This is a genomic window from Paenibacillus sp. HGH0039 (genome assembly GCF_000411255.1).
Lineage (GTDB): Bacteria > Bacillota > Bacilli > Paenibacillales > NBRC-103111 > Paenibacillus_F.
The window spans coordinates 2,528,478-2,543,640 of the sequence record NZ_KE150412.1; the positions used below are offsets into that span (position 1 = coordinate 2,528,478).

Sequence of the window (15,163 nt, forward strand, 5' to 3'; positions counted from 1 at the left end):
ACCGTCGTTAGACGATATTATTTGCTGATTGTTGCTACTGCGCCGGCACCAACAGTACGGCCGCCTTCACGGATCGCGAACTTAGTACCTTGCTCGATAGCGATTGGGTTGATCAGTTCTACCGTTACAGTGATGTTATCACCAGGCATAACCATTTCAGTTCCTTCTGGCAGGGCGATGATACCCGTTACGTCAGTTGTACGGAAGTAGAACTGAGGACGGTAACCTGTGAAGAAAGGCTTGTGACGGCCACCCTCTTCTTTAGTCAGAACGTAGATTTGTGCAGAAAAGTTAGTGTGCGGTTTAACGGAACCTGGTTTCGAAAGAACTTGTCCGCGCTCGATGTCTTTACGGTCTACACCACGAAGCAGTGCGCCGATGTTGTCACCAGCTTGAGCGGAATCAAGAAGTTTACGGAACATTTCCACGCCTGTAACTACGCATTTGCGAGTTTCTTCAGCGATACCAACGATTTCAACTTCGTCTTGTACTTTAACAGTACCACGCTCTACACGGCCTGTAGCAACTGTACCACGACCTGTGATGGAGAATACGTCCTCGACAGGCATAAGGAAAGGCTTGTCGGTTTCGCGCTCTGGAGTTGGGATGTAAGTATCAACTTGTTCGAAGAGCTCAATGATTTTGTCGGCCCATTCGCCGTCTGGGTTTTGCAGAGCTTCACGAGCGGAACCACGAATGATCGGAGTGTCGTCGCCTGGGAACTCATACTCGGAAAGAAGATCACGGATCTCCATTTCAACCAGTTCAAGAAGTTCTTCGTCTTCAACCATGTCGCATTTGTTCATGAATACGACGATGTAAGGAACGCCTACTTGACGGGAAAGAAGGATGTGTTCGCGAGTTTGCGGCATAGGGCCGTCAGCTGCGGATACAACCAGGATCGCTCCGTCCATTTGAGCCGCGCCAGTGATCATGTTTTTAACATAGTCGGCGTGACCCGGGCAGTCTACGTGAGCGTAGTGACGGTTAGGAGTCTCATACTCAACGTGTGCTGTGGAGATAGTGATACCACGTTCGCGCTCTTCTGGTGCTTTGTCGATTTGGTCGAATGCTACTGCGGATCCACCATATCTTTTGGACAGTACGTTAGTGATCGCAGCTGTCAGAGTTGTTTTACCGTGGTCGACGTGACCAATAGTACCGATATTAACGTGCGGTTTATTACGTTCGAATTTAGCCTTTGCCATGTTAAACAATTCCTCCTCGGGATAAAGTTTAAGCTCAATTTTATATTAAGCGCCTTTGTTCTTTGCAATGATTTCTTCTGCAATAGTTCTAGGCACTTCTTCATAATGCGAGATTTCCATAGAGTAAACACCGCGACCTTGCGTTCTGGAACGAAGTGTCGTGGAGTAACCGAACATTTCGGAGAGAGGCACCTTAGCACGGATGACTTGCGCACCCGAACGGCTATCCATACCCTCAATGCGTCCGCGGCGGGAGTTCAGGTCGCCCATTACGTCGCCCATGTACTCTTCCGGAACCGTTACTTCTACTTTCATGATCGGCTCAAGCAGGGCCGGGTTACATTTTTCCTTAGCTGCTTTAAGAGCCATGGAACCGGCGATTTTAAACGCCATTTCGTTGGAGTCAACATCATGGTAAGAACCGTCGACGACAGTTGCTTTGATGTCCACAACAGGGAAACCGGCGATTACACCGTTCTTCATGGATTCTTCGATACCAGCTTGGATCGGAGCGATGTATTCTCTAGGAATAGAACCACCGACGATTTTGCTTTCGAATACGAAGCCGCTGCCCGGTTCAAGCGGTTGGAACTCAACCCAACAATGTCCGTATTGACCACGGCCACCGGATTGACGAACAAACTTACCTTCAACCTTGGCACCAGACTTGAATGTTTCGCGATAAGCAACCTGCGGTTTACCTACGTTGGTGTCCACTTTGAATTCGCGACGCATGCGGTCAACGATGATTTCCAAGTGAAGCTCACCCATACCCGCGAGAATCGTTTGACCGGTTTCCTCGTTGGTACTAGCGCGCAATGTAGGATCTTCCTCAGTAAGCTTGGAAAGCGCAACGCCCATTTTGTCTTGGTCGGCTTTCGTTTTAGGCTCAACTGCGATTTCGATAACCGGTTCAGGGAAGTTCATGGACTCCAAGATAACCGCGTTTTTCTCGTCACAGAGGGTGTCGCCTGTGCCAGTATCTTTCAAACCTACAGCTGCCGCGATATCCCCTGAGTAAACTTCGGAGATTTCTTGACGGCTGTTCGCGTGCATTTGAAGAATACGGCCAACGCGCTCACGCTTGCCTTTAGTAGCATTCAGAACATAGGAACCGGACTGCAGAACGCCGGAGTACACACGGAAGAACGTGAGTTTACCAACGTAAGGGTCGGTCATGATTTTGAATGCAAGCGCAGCAAAAGGTTCGCTATCGGAAGATTTGCGAGTCGTTTCGGTACCATCTTCAAGAACGCCTTGAATGTCCGGTACGTCAATTGGAGCCGGCAAATAATCGATAACAGCGTCCAGCATAGGCTGAACCCCTTTGTTACGGTAAGAAGAACCACAGATAACCGGGAAGATTTTAACGGATACTACGCCTTTGCGGAGAGCCGCTTTCAGCTCAGCAACCGTGATCTCTTCGCCTTCCAGGTATTTCATTGTAAGTTCTTCGTCAAGCTCGGCAACTTTCTCAACAAGCTCCATACGAAGTTCAGCGACTTTGTCTTTGTACTCCGCAGGAATCTCGATGTCTTCTACTTCTTTACCAAGGTCATCCTTGTAAAGGATAGCTTTTTCTTCGACGATGTCGATGATGCCGACAAAGTCGTTCTCAGCACCGATCGGAAGCTGAATAGCTACCGCATTGGCACCCAACTTGTCACGCATCGAATCAACTACTCCTAAGAAGTCAGCGCCGATGATGTCCATTTTGTTTACGTAAGCAATACGAGGAACGCTGTATTTATCAGCCTGTCTCCAAACGGTTTCAGACTGAGGCTCTACGCCTTCCTTGGCACTGAATACGCCAACAGCTCCATCCAATACACGCAGGGAACGTTCAACTTCTACTGTGAAGTCAACGTGTCCCGGGGTATCAATGATATTGATGCGGTGACCTCTCCATGCAGCAGTGGTAGCGGCGGAAGTAATCGTGATTCCGCGCTCCTGCTCCTGCTCCATCCAGTCCATCGTAGCTGCACCTTCGTGCACCTCGCCGATTTTGTGGGTACGGCCTGTGTAGTACAGGATCCGCTCGGTTGTAGTCGTTTTACCCGCATCGATATGCGCCATGATCCCGATATTACGTGTATCTTTTAAGGAGAACTCTCTTGCCATGATTTTGTCTCCTTCCTAATTCGAGGATCTGAATCCTACCAACGGTAGTGAGCAAACGCTTTGTTCGCTTCCGCCATTTTGTGTACATCTTCACGTTTCTTAACGGAAGAACCCGTGTTGTTGCTAGCATCGATAATTTCGAAAGCCAGTCTCTCTTCCATGGTTTTCTCACCACGAAGACGAGAGTAGTTTACGAGCCAACGCAAACCTAGAGTCGTACGACGCTCAGGTTTAACTTCGATTGGAACTTGGTAGTTAGCACCGCCGACACGACGAGATTTAACTTCCAGCACCGGCATGATGTTCTTGATGGCTTGTTCGAAAACTTCCATCGGCTCCTTACCGGTACGCTCTTGCACGAGTTCAAATGCGTTGTATAGAATCGATTGTGCTACCCCTCTTTTACCGTCGATCATGATGCGGTTGATCAGACGAGTAACCAATTTGCTGTTGTAAATCGGATCTGGCAATACGTCTCTGCGTGTTACTGGACCTTTACGAGGCATAGTGATCCCCCTTTCCCCAAAAAATAATTGCTTCAAAAATTATTACTTCTTCGCTTTCGGACGCTTCGTACCGTATTTGGAACGAGCTTGCATACGATTGTTAACACCGGACGTATCCAGTGCACCGCGAACGATGTGGTAACGTACCCCTGGAAGGTCTTTAACCCTTCCGCCGCGAATCAGAACAACACTGTGCTCTTGCAGGTTGTGTCCGATACCCGGAATGTATGCTGTAACCTCTACACGGTTCGTCAAACGCACACGAGCGTATTTACGAAGTGCGGAGTTCGGTTTCTTCGGAGTCATTGTACCTACACGAGTACAAACACCACGTTTTTGTGGAGCGCTAATTTCCGTAGACTCTCTTTTCAGGGCGTTGAAACCTCTTTGGAGAGCTGGGGATTTCGATTTAACGACTTTAGCTTGACGTCCTTTACGAACTAGCTGATTAATTGTTGGCATGCCGCCACCTCCTCTCTAGCATTTGTTACTTCCTTTATTGCAAGCCCACAGATCCAGGCGAGTCGTAAAAAAGCAAAGGAAAGTTTTTGTTTTTAGACTCAGCAAAAATAAGCTGGTTATTCTCACATGAAATCTAGAAACAAAAACACTCGGCCTTACTATTTATCGACGATCGCAGCCACAGCGGCTCCCACTTCAATTCCACATGCTTTTCCAAGCAGCTTCATAGAATCTACGTAAGTAACCTCTACTCCTGACTTGCTGCAGAGATTAACAATCTTAGTAGTCAATCGCGGATCTGCATCTTTGGCAACAATAACTTCTAATGCCTGACCAAGCTCGACGCTTTTCGTTGCTTGCTTTGTGCCGACACTTAATTTCGAAGCCTGTTTTACTTTGTCATATGTCATAATCCCATATCCTCCAAAGAACAGGAAAGAATATTAATTTAGGCACACTACGATATATTAGCATCTCGGCAAGGCAGTGTCAAGAATATTACCCGTCTCCTTTGATTTTTTTTACAAAATCTCGGGAGACGGGCACTTTATTGCCGAATCAGCTCCGTTTATTCAACGGATACCGCTTCTTTTTCTGTGTTTTCTTCTTCAGACGGTTCCTGGTTCGGATCTACGACCCGAATGTTCCGGTAGCGGGTCATACCCGTACCTGCAGGAATCAACTTACCAATGATAACATTCTCCTTGAGACCGAGCAACTGATCGACTTTGCCTTTGATCGCGGCATCCGTCAATACGCGCGTTGTCTCCTGGAACGATGCCGCGGAGAGGAAGGAATCCGTCTCCAGCGACGCTTTCGTAATCCCGAGCAGGATCGGTTTAGCTACGGCAGGCTCTTTATCCGCAAACAAAGCTACTTTGTTCGCTTCTTCATATTCGTGCATGTCTACGAAGGAACCTGGCAGAAGCGTCGTATCCCCGGCATCAACGATACGAATCTTGCGAAGCATTTGACGAATCATAACTTCGACGTGTTTATCGTTAATTTCTACACCCTGGTTCCGGTAAACGCGCTGAACCTCTTGAAGGATATAGTTTTGAACGCCGCGGATACCTTTGATACGAAGCATTTCCTTCGGATCGATCGAACCTTCGGTCAGCTCATCCCCGGCTTCGATCGTCTGCCCGACAATCGCTCTTACGCGGGAACCGTATGGTACCGCGTATACACGGGACTCGGCTTCGCCCTGAACTTCAATTTCACGGCGATCCTTAGCTTCGCGGATCTCTTTAACAAGTCCGTCGATTTCAGAGATAATCGCTTGACCTTTCGGATTCCGGGCTTCGAAAAGCTCCTGAATACGCGGAAGACCTTGCGTGATATCGTCTCCGGCTACGCCCCCGGTATGGAACGTACGCATGGTAAGCTGGGTTCCCGGCTCACCGATGGATTGAGCCGCGATAATACCGACAGCTTCTCCGATTTCAACGTGCTGGCCAGTCGCCAGGTTGCGTCCGTAACACTTCTTACAGACCCCGTGACGGGAACGGCAGCTGAGTACGGAACGAATTTGAAGACGTTCAATATTCGCATCAATGATCGCATTCGCAATGTTGGCTTCAATCAGCTCATTGCGGTTTACGATAACTTCGCCCGTCTCCGGGTGACGAATCGTTTCAAACGCATAGCGGCCTTCAATACGGTCAAACAGGTCTTCGATAACCTCTTTACCATCCTGAATTTTGCTGACGATGAATCCTTTATCCGTTCCGCAGTCATCTTCACGAACGATAACGTCTTGGGCTACGTCAACGAGACGGCGAGTCAGGTAACCCGAATCCGCTGTACGAAGGGCCGTATCGGCAAGACCTTTACGGGCACCGTGCGTGGAAATAAAGTATTCCAAGACGGTGAGGCCTTCACGGAAGTTCGATTTAATCGGCAACTCGATGATTTTACCGGACGGGTTGGCCATCAGACCACGCATACCGCCCAGCTGAGTGATTTGCGATTTGTTACCCCGTGCTTTGGATTCCACCATCATGTTGATGGAGTTGTATTTGTCGAGGGATTTCATCAGGATATCCGTGATTTCATCCTTCGTTTTACTCCAAATCGCGATAACACGGTCATAACGCTCGTCGTCGGTAATAAGACCGCGGCGGTATTGGTTCGTTACCGTGCGTACCTTCTCTTCGGAATCTTCAAGAATCTTCTTCTTCTCGTTAGGTACCACGACATCCGCCACGGCAACCGTAATACCGGCTTTAGTGGAGTATGTGAAGCCGAGTTCTTTGATCTTGTCGAGAATGACCGAAGTTCTAGTTGTATGGTAATTACGGAAGCACTCGGCAATAATCGAACCGAGGTAGTCTTTACCGACCGCTTTCGCTTCCGGCAGCTCTTCCATTCTGGCACGGATGTTGGAGCCTTTTTCAAATACGAAATAGTCATCGGACGGGCCGTTAAGCAGATTCGCTTTAGTCGCATCATTGATGTACGGGAAGTCATCCGGGAAAATCTCGTTAAAGATGATTTTACCGATAGTCGTAATCAGATAAGCGTTCTGTTGGGCTTCCGTAAAGTTCTTCTTGTTCAAAACCTTAGCAGGGATAGCTACTCGGGCATGAAGCTCGGCAGTCCCGTTCTGATAAGCGGAAACGGCTTCGTTAACGGAACGGAAGATCAAGTTCGCACCGCGGCCATACTTGTTGTCCGTAGTCAGATAGAAGCTTCCCAGAACCATATCCTGCGATGGAGTTACAACCGGCTTGCCGTCTTTCGGGTTAAGAATGTTGCCTGCCGCAAGCATGAGAAGCCGTGCTTCAGCCTGCGCTTCAGCGGAAAGCGGCACGTGAACGGCCATTTGGTCACCGTCGAAGTCGGCGTTATAGGCCGTACATACGAGCGGATGCAGCTTGATGGCGCGTCCTTCGACCAGAATCGGCTCGAACGCCTGGATACCCAATCTATGCAGTGTGGGGGCACGGTTCAGAAGAACCGGGTGCTCCTTAATGACTTCTTCAAGGACGTCCCATACTTCGGGGCTAACGCGCTCTACTTTGCGTTTCGCGCTTTTGATGTTATGGGCAAGACCTTTGTTTACGAGCTCTTTCATAACGAAAGGCTTGAAAAGTTCCAATGCCATCTCTTTAGGCAGACCGCACTGGTACATTTTGAGGCTAGGACCTACAACGATAACGGAACGGCCGGAATAGTCAACACGTTTACCGAGCAAGTTCTGGCGGAAACGGCCCTGCTTACCTTTCAGCATGTGGCTGAGAGATTTAAGCGGACGGTTACCGGGACCCGTTACCGGACGGCCGCGACGGCCGTTATCGATCAGAGCGTCAACGGCTTCTTGAAGCATACGCTTCTCGTTCTGAACGATAATATCCGGGGCGCCCAGGTCGAGAAGACGCTTCAGACGGTTGTTACGGTTAATAACGCGACGATACAGATCGTTAAGGTCGGAAGTCGCAAAACGTCCGCCGTCCAACTGAACCATCGGGCGAAGTTCCGGAGGAATAACCGGCAGCACATCAAGAACCATCCAATCCGGACGGTTTTTCGAATTACGGAAAGCTTCCATAACTTCCAGACGTTTGATCGCCCGGTTGCGGCGTTGGCCTTGAGCGGTTTTGAGTTCTTCTTTCAAGGATTCCACATCTTTATCGATGTCGATATCCTGCAGAAGTTTCTTAACCGCCTCGGCACCCATACCCGCTTGGAAAGCATAGCCGTATTTCTCACGGTAGCTGCGGTATTCTTTTTCGGAAAGAAGCTGCTTCTTCTCAAGAGGCGTGTCTCCGGGGTCCGTTACTACATAGGATGCAAAGTAGATAATCTCTTCAAGGGAACGAGGAGACATATCCAAAGCAAGACCCATGCGGCTTGGAATACCTTTGAAATACCAGATGTGGGATACGGGAGCGGCAAGCTCAATGTGTCCCATACGTTCGCGGCGAACCTTCTGACGTGTTACTTCAACGCCGCAACGGTCACAAACGACACCTTTGTAACGCACACGCTTGTATTTACCGCAGTGACACTCCCAGTCTTTCGTCGGTCCGAAAATCTTCTCGCAGAACAAACCTTCTTTCTCCGGTTTCAGAGTTCTGTAGTTGATGGTTTCCGGTTTTTTAACTTCCCCACGGGACCACGAACGGATCTTCTCAGGTGAGGCCAATCCAATTTTCATAAATTCGAAGTTGTTTACGTCCAACAAGGAGCAACCCTCCTTAGAATGTGCTAGTTATGGGAAGGAGGCGGACTGCTATGTCCGCCTTTCCTCTATCAGTTGCAGCTATTCGACTCCAATTTCTGCCCCTTCAAGGTTCAGATTAAGCTTGTCACTGGTCGTATCTTCCTCATCATCGAGTTCTTTCATCTCGATTTCCTCTTCATCGCCGGACAGGATTTTAACGTCCATCCCTAAGCTTTGAAGCTCCTTGATCAATACTTTAAACGATTCCGGAACACCCGGCTCCGGCACGTTCTCGCCTTTGACGATGGATTCGTACGTTTTAACACGACCAACCACGTCATCGGACTTCACGGTCAGGATTTCCTGCAGCGTGTAAGCCGCACCGTAGGCCTCTAGGGCCCACACTTCCATCTCCCCGAAACGCTGTCCGCCGAACTGGGCTTTACCCCCCAGAGGCTGCTGTGTAACGAGAGAGTACGGACCTGTGGAACGGGCGTGGATTTTATCATCGACCATGTGCGCCAGTTTAATCATGTACATGACGCCAACGGTAACTTCGCGTTCAAAAGCGTCGCCTGTACGTCCGTCATAGAGCTTGGTTTTACCGTTGCGCTGCATGCCGGCTTCTTCCATCGTATCGAACACGTCGTACTCGCGCGCTCCGTCGAATACCGGCGTGGCCACGTGGATACCGAGCGCTCTGGAGGCCATACCCAAATGAACTTCCAGTACTTGACCGATGTTCATACGCGAAGGTACGCCCAGCGGGTTCAGTACGACTTCTACAGGCGTTCCGTCCGGCATGAACGGCATATCTTCCTCAGGGAGGATACGCGCGATAACCCCTTTGTTACCGTGACGTCCGGCCATTTTATCACCCTCGGAGATTTTACGCTTCTGGGCAATGTAGACACGAACGAGCTGGTTAACGCCCGGAGGCAGTTCGTCGCCGTTCTCGCGTGTAAATACTTTCACGTCTACGACGATACCGTCGGTTCCGTGAGGAACACGCAGGGAAGTGTCTCTCACTTCACGCGCCTTCTCACCGAAGATCGCGTGCAGGAGACGTTCTTCTGCCGTCAGTTCCGTTACGCCTTTCGGCGTTACTTTGCCGACGAGAATGTCGCCCGCGCCGATTTCGGCACCGACGCGGATAATTCCGCGCTCGTCGAGGTTCTTCAGAGCATCTTCGCCGACATTCGGAATGTCACGAGTGATCTCTTCCGGACCGAGCTTCGTATCCCGGGCTTCGGACTCGTATTCCTCGATGTGAATGGATGTATACACATCTTCTTTTACAAGTCTTTCGCTCAGAAGGATCGCATCCTCATAGTTGTAACCTTCCCATGTCATGAAGGCAACGACTACGTTACGACCAAGAGCTAGTTCGCCCTGTTCCGTCGAAGGACCGTCAGCAAGGATGTCGCCCGCTTTAACAAGCTGGCCCTTTTGAACGATCGGACGCTGGTTGATACACGTACCTTGGTTGGAACGCATAAACTTGTGAAGCTTATGCTTGATGAGATTGCCGTTGACCAATTTACCGTCCACCAGTTCCTGGCGGCGCAGCCAAATTTCATTGCCGGCAACTTTTTCAATAATTCCGTCATGTTTGGCAACAATACAAACACCGGAGTCTTTAGCGGACTTATGTTCCATTCCCGTACCGACGAGCGGCGCCTTAGGAATAAGAAGCGGAACGGCTTGGCGCTGCATGTTGGATCCCATGAGGGCACGGTTGGAGTCATCGTTTTCCAAAAACGGAATCAATGCTGTCGCAACCGATACGACCTGCTTAGGAGATACGTCCATGTAGTCGACGCGTTCTTTAGGCAGAGTCAAGATATCATCTTTATAACGAACGATAACACTGTCATTAACGAATGTTCCTTCTTCCGAAAGTTCAGCATTCGCTTGAGCAACGACGTAGTTATCCTCTTCATCCGCTGTCATATACACGATTTCTTCCGTGACCACACCGGTCTTCGGATCTACGTGGCGGTAAGGAGCCTCGATAAAGCCGTACTCGTTGATCCGCGCGAAGGTGGACAAGGAGTTGATCAACCCGATGTTCGGACCCTCCGGCGTTTCAATCGGACACATCCGGCCATAGTGGGAGTGATGGACGTCACGAACTTCAAAGCCCGCGCGCTCACGCGTCAAACCACCGGGACCCAATGCGGACAGACGGCGTTTGTGCGTCAGCTCAGCCAACGGATTCGTCTGGTCCATAAACTGCGAGAGTTGGGAGCTTCCGAAGAACTCTTTAATCGCGGCAATAACCGGACGTATGTTGATCAGAGCCTGTGGTGTAATAACGTTCGCATCCTGAATGGACATACGTTCGCGAACGACACGTTCCATACGGGACAAACCGATACGGAACTGGTTCTGAAGTAGTTCGCCAACCGAGCGGAGACGACGGTTACCGAGATGATCGATATCATCCGTGTTTCCGATTCCGTGCAGAAGGTTTATAAAGTAGTTAATGGACGAAATGATATCGGCCGGTGTAATGTTCTTAACGGACTTGTCAATGACAGCGTTAGAAATTACCTTAACTACTTTCCCGTCTTCAATCGGGGAGTACACATCGATGGTTTGAACCGGAATGATCTCTTCTCCGGCAACTCCGTTAGGAACGGAATAATCTTTAAACCCGATCTTCTTCTCCAGGAAAGGCAGCACTTCGTCAAGCAGACGGCGGTCAAGCAGTTGACCGGCTTCGGCTACGATTTCGCCCGTTTCCGGATCCGCAAGAGTTTCGGCAAGACGTTGGTTGAACAAACGGTTCTTGATATGAAGCTTCTTGTTGATTTTGTACCGACCTACGTTAGCGAGGTCATAACGCTTCGGATCGAAGAAACGCGCTACAAGCAAGCTTCTTGCGTTATCCAAGGTCGGCGGCTCGCCCGGACGAAGACGCTCGTAAATTTCAATCAGCGCTTTATCCGTTGAATCGGTGTTGTCTTTGTCGAGTGTGTTGCGTATATATTCATTGTCGCCAAGAAGATCAAGAATCTCGGCATCGGTTCCGAATCCAAGTGCGCGCAGAAGAACGGTAACCGGAATTTTACGTGTGCGGTCGATTCTCACATAAATGATATCTTTCGCGTCCGTCTCTAATTCCAGCCAGGCTCCCCGGTTAGGAATAACCGTAGCCGTGTAAGTCTTTTTACCGTTCTTATCCACTTTAGTGCTATAATAGACGCTAGGAGAACGAACGAGCTGGGAGACAATTACACGTTCAGCACCGTTAATAATAAAGGTTCCGGTTTCGGTCATGATCGGGAAATCGCCCATGAACACTTCCTGTTCCTTTACTTCTCCGGTTTCCTTATTGATCAGACGTACCTTCACCCGAAGCGGTGCAGCGTAGGTTACGTCCCGCTCTTTGGATTCGTCCACGGAATACTTAGGCTCTCCTAAGCTGTAGTCAATAAACTCAAGCACTAGATTCCCCGTAAAATCCTGAATCGGTGAGATATCTAAAAACATCTCCCGCAATCCTTCATCCAAAAACCATTCGTATGATTTTTGTTGAATTTCAATCAGGTTGGGGATGTCCAGCACCTCATTAATTCGAGCATAAGTCCTGCGTTTGCGTCGTCCAAATTGAACAAGATGTCCCGCCAACTTCATTCACCCCTTAAGTCTACTCAGTTCATAAAAATAAATAAGAAAAACTTCTATCGACGTACACTTCAGGCGGCGCCGTCTTGTATGGTGGCACCCCCTTAAGGAAGGGCGTCTAAGCCGGGCGCACGCTAAGGTTGGACATCTCCGATCTTGTCAGAGAGCCCGTCCGAAGAAGCGACTGCAATGGATGGAGGTTTTTCTTGTTGATCCGCATCGTTATGACTAGTACTACTATTTTGTTAGAATTTCCTAAAATTTCAACATTATACTCAACGTTTGAAATTTTATTCATTTCTCTCCAAAAAAAATGCTTGACATTTTCTTTAACGAAAGACATCAAGCCCATCTTAATACTGACATTTTTTAATGATACCATATCAGGATTGTCAAGTCAAACTTTTTTCTCAGACACTTGACTATTTCTTAAAGGCCCGTAATATACGGTAGCCTTTGTCTTTTGTAACCTCTTCAGCCTCTCCGAAAAGCTCTTCCATCTTAGCGAATGCCGACGGCGACCCTTGTTTCTTCTGGATAACCACCCATAAAGCGCCTCCCGGATTCAGGCACTCGCAAGCCTCTTCAAAAATGGCATGCACGGTTTGTTTGCCTGCCCGTATCGGCGGATTTGTCAATACGACGTCGAACTTCTCCGTCTTAACCGCCTCCAGCTTATCGCTTTGAAGTACGGTGACATTCCGGATTCCGTTGCGTTCCGCGTTTTGCCGTGACAGTTCCACAGCCCGTTCGTTGATATCTACCATCGTCACACGACCGGCCGGATATTTAAAAGCTGCACTCAGTCCGATTGGTCCATATCCGCAGCCCACATCCAGAACATGGGCCTTAGCCGGCAGTGCCATGGTTTCAATTAGCAGACGGCTGCCAAAATCAACCTCGTTCTTGGAAAAAACGCCGGCGTCCGTCATCAGTCGGAGCTTGCGTTCTCCCACTTGAAACTCTATTTCCCGCACATCGTGTTTCACTGTCGGTTTTTGCGTATAGTAGTGATCCGCCACCGCCATCGCTCCTTTGTATTCAAGTCGCTATTCCTATCCTAGAATACCCGGAATTATGGAGCTCTACATGAACTGCATGCAAAAAACTCCATAAATTCAAAAGAAACCTCTTGAAGCCAGGCTTCAAGAGGTTTCTCGTGTAAAGCAAAATTATTTCACTTCGATGGAAGCGCCAGCTTCTTCGAGTTTTGCTTTTACTGCTTCTGCTTCTTCTTTGCCTACTTTTTCTTTGATAGGCTTCGGTGCGTTGTCAACCAGGTCTTTTGCTTCTTTCAGACCAAGACCAGTGATTTCGCGAACGACTTTGATAACGTTGATTTTGGAAGCACCAGCGTTGTTCAGGATTACGTCGAACTCGGATTGCTCAGCAGCTTCAGCACCGCCAGCAGCGCCGCCCATTACTGCAACTGGAGCTGCAGCAGTGACGCCAAATTCTTCTTCAATTGCTTTAACCAGATCGTTCAGTTCAAGAACTGTCATGCCTTTAATGGCTTCCAAGATTTGCTCGTTACTCATGGTTAAACCTCCATTATATTCATTTGAATGATTTTTGGGTAAAAATTAAGCTTCCGCTCCGCTTTCTTGCTTTTCAGCCACAGCTTTAACCGCAAGAGCGAAGTTGCGCACAGGTGCTTGAAGCACGCTGAGGAGCATGGACAGAAGACCTTCGCGGGAAGGCAGGTCTGCCAGCGCTTTGATTTGAGCTACATCCACAACTTTACCTTCAACAACGCCCGCTTTAATGCTCAGGCTTTCGTTTTTCTTAGCAAAGTTGTTAAGGATTTTAGCTGCAGCGACAACGTCGTCTTTGCTGAACGCGATAGCAGTCGGTCCTGTCAGATGTGCATCCAGTTCCGTCAGCTCAGCGGTAGCAGTTGCACGTCTTACCATCGAGTTCTTAAGAACTTGGAATTCTACGCCTGCTTCACGTAGTTGCTTACGAAGTTCCGTTACTTGCGCAACGTTAAGTCCACGATAGTCGGTTACGATTGTACAGGAGCTTGCACGTAGTTTTTCCGACAAGTCGGATACGATCTGCTCTTTTTCTGCTAAAATCTTTGCGTTTGCCATAGGTACACCTCACTTCTTGTCAATCTGGTTTTCACCGAATCTATTACAAGCATTTCCGCAGCCTAAGCATAAGAAATGCCTTCGTAGACTCTACGAAGGCATGACACTTCCGGTATAACCCGAACTTATATCATAACACCTCGGCAGGACATTAAGCTGTTTGGGATGTTCCCATCGGCACCTGCTGTCTACGGTCTATATATTCGTTTGTTAAACTAACGACCTCAGTAATATTATCACGTTCGACATAAGATGTCAACCGTAGAATAACTTATCTGAAGGATTGAAGGTTCACGCGAACGCTCGGGCCCATTGTGGAGGAAATTGCAACGCTTTTCAGGTATACACCTTTAGCAGCGGCAGGTTTCGCTCTGAGCAGTGCGTCGATCAGCGCTTTGAAGTTCTCGGAGAGCTTGTCAGCGTCGAAAGATACTTTGCCGAGTGGAGCATGAATTTGTCCTGCTTTATCCAGGCGATATTCGATTTTACCAGCTTTGATCTCTTGAACAGCTTTGGTAACGTCGAAAGTTACGGTACCTGCTTTAGGGTTAGGCATAAGGCCTTTACCACCGAGCAGACGTCCGAGCTTACCAACTTCACTCATCATGTCAGGAGTAGCTACGCAAACATCGAATTCGAACCAACCTTGCTGGATTTTGTTGATCATATCCTGATCGCCTACAAAATCAGCGCCAGCTGCTTCTGCTTCTTTAGCTTTGTCGCCTTTCGCGAATACGAGGACGCGCTTAGTTTTACCAGTACCGTGCGGAAGTACAACTACGCCGCGGACAGCCTGGTCCTGTTTTCTTGGGTCAACGCCAAGACGAACAGCAATATCAACTGTTTCATCAAATTTCGCCGGAGCTGTTTTCTTAACAAGCTCAATCGCTTCAGCCGGCTCATAAAGTGCATCGGCAGTAACCTGCTTAGCCACTTCGTTATATTTCTTACCGTGTTTAGCCATTTGTATTC

Annotated in this window: 11 protein-coding genes and 1 other annotated feature; all 11 genes read right to left on the reverse strand. The window is 48.8% G+C overall.

The features are described from left to right. Positions 1-17 precede the first annotated feature (17 nt). Positions 18-1,208, reverse strand: coding sequence for an elongation factor Tu (tuf, locus tag HMPREF1207_RS11055; protein WP_009676807.1), 1,191 nt, complete (start codon positions 1,206-1,208; stop codon positions 18-20). A 45-nt stretch (positions 1,209-1,253) separates the two neighbouring features. After that, positions 1,254-3,329 (reverse strand): elongation factor G, encoded by a 2,076-nt coding sequence (gene fusA, locus HMPREF1207_RS11060; protein ID WP_016423664.1) that lies wholly within the window; start codon positions 3,327-3,329, stop codon positions 1,254-1,256. A gap of 35 nt (positions 3,330-3,364) precedes the next feature. Further along, positions 3,365-3,835 carry a 30S ribosomal protein S7 gene (gene rpsG / locus HMPREF1207_RS11065; RefSeq protein WP_016423665.1) on the reverse strand — a complete coding sequence of 157 codons (471 nt, stop codon included), beginning with the start codon at positions 3,833-3,835 and terminating at the stop codon, positions 3,365-3,367. A gap of 42 nt (positions 3,836-3,877) precedes the next feature. Then, the gene (gene rpsL, locus HMPREF1207_RS11070) at positions 3,878-4,297 is read right to left on the reverse strand and encodes a 30S ribosomal protein S12 (protein WP_009674503.1); all 420 of its coding nucleotides are present in this window, start codon (positions 4,295-4,297) and stop codon (positions 3,878-3,880) included. Positions 4,298-4,455: 158 nt separating this feature from the next. Further along, the gene (locus HMPREF1207_RS11075; RefSeq protein ID WP_009674511.1) at positions 4,456-4,707 is read right to left on the reverse strand and encodes a ribosomal L7Ae/L30e/S12e/Gadd45 family protein; all 252 of its coding nucleotides are present in this window, start codon (positions 4,705-4,707) and stop codon (positions 4,456-4,458) included. A 158-nt stretch (positions 4,708-4,865) separates the two neighbouring features. Further along, on the reverse strand, positions 4,866-8,486 hold the full coding sequence (gene rpoC / locus HMPREF1207_RS11080; RefSeq protein WP_009674509.1) for a DNA-directed RNA polymerase subunit beta': 3,621 nt from the start codon (positions 8,484-8,486) through the stop codon (positions 4,866-4,868). Positions 8,487-8,564: 78 nt separating this feature from the next. Further along, the gene (gene rpoB, locus HMPREF1207_RS11085) at positions 8,565-12,101 is read right to left on the reverse strand and encodes a DNA-directed RNA polymerase subunit beta (RefSeq protein WP_082211309.1); all 3,537 of its coding nucleotides are present in this window, start codon (positions 12,099-12,101) and stop codon (positions 8,565-8,567) included. A gap of 419 nt (positions 12,102-12,520) precedes the next feature. Beyond that, positions 12,521-13,120 (reverse strand): class I SAM-dependent methyltransferase, encoded by a 600-nt coding sequence (locus HMPREF1207_RS11090; protein WP_009674517.1) that lies wholly within the window; start codon positions 13,118-13,120, stop codon positions 12,521-12,523. 150 nt (positions 13,121-13,270) lie between these two features. After that, positions 13,271-13,636 carry a 50S ribosomal protein L7/L12 gene (gene rplL, locus HMPREF1207_RS11095; RefSeq protein WP_009674515.1) on the reverse strand — a complete coding sequence of 122 codons (366 nt, stop codon included), beginning with the start codon at positions 13,634-13,636 and terminating at the stop codon, positions 13,271-13,273. Positions 13,637-13,681: 45 nt separating this feature from the next. Further along, the gene (gene rplJ / locus HMPREF1207_RS11100; protein WP_009674491.1) at positions 13,682-14,191 is read right to left on the reverse strand and encodes a 50S ribosomal protein L10; all 510 of its coding nucleotides are present in this window, start codon (positions 14,189-14,191) and stop codon (positions 13,682-13,684) included. A gap of 62 nt (positions 14,192-14,253) precedes the next feature. After that, positions 14,254-14,403, reverse strand: a sequence feature (ribosomal protein L10 leader region). 59 nt (positions 14,404-14,462) lie between these two features. Continuing rightward, a complete protein-coding gene (gene rplA / locus HMPREF1207_RS11105) occupies positions 14,463-15,155 on the reverse strand; it encodes a 50S ribosomal protein L1 (RefSeq protein ID WP_009674490.1) in 693 nt (230 codons plus the stop codon). Positions 15,156-15,163 lie beyond the last annotated feature (8 nt).

Excerpts from the sequence above, each read along its gene's own strand:
- tuf (WP_009676807.1), bottom strand. The coding sequence starts at position 1,208 with ATGGCAAAGGCTAAATTCGAACGTAATAAACCGCACGTTAATATCGGT.
- fusA (WP_016423664.1), bottom strand. The coding sequence starts at position 3,329 with ATGGCAAGAGAGTTCTCCTTAAAAGATACACGTAATATCGGGATCATG.
- rpsG (WP_016423665.1), bottom strand. The coding sequence starts at position 3,835 with ATGCCTCGTAAAGGTCCAGTAACACGCAGAGACGTATTGCCAGATCCG.
- rpsL (WP_009674503.1), bottom strand. The coding sequence starts at position 4,297 with ATGCCAACAATTAATCAGCTAGTTCGTAAAGGACGTCAAGCTAAAGTC.
- HMPREF1207_RS11075 (WP_009674511.1), bottom strand. The coding sequence starts at position 4,707 with ATGACATATGACAAAGTAAAACAGGCTTCGAAATTAAGTGTCGGCACA.
- rplL (WP_009674515.1), bottom strand. The coding sequence starts at position 13,636 with ATGAGTAACGAGCAAATCTTGGAAGCCATTAAAGGCATGACAGTTCTT.
- rplJ (WP_009674491.1), bottom strand. The coding sequence starts at position 14,191 with ATGGCAAACGCAAAGATTTTAGCAGAAAAAGAGCAGATCGTATCCGAC.
- rplA (WP_009674490.1), bottom strand. The coding sequence starts at position 15,155 with ATGGCTAAACACGGTAAGAAATATAACGAAGTGGCTAAGCAGGTTACT.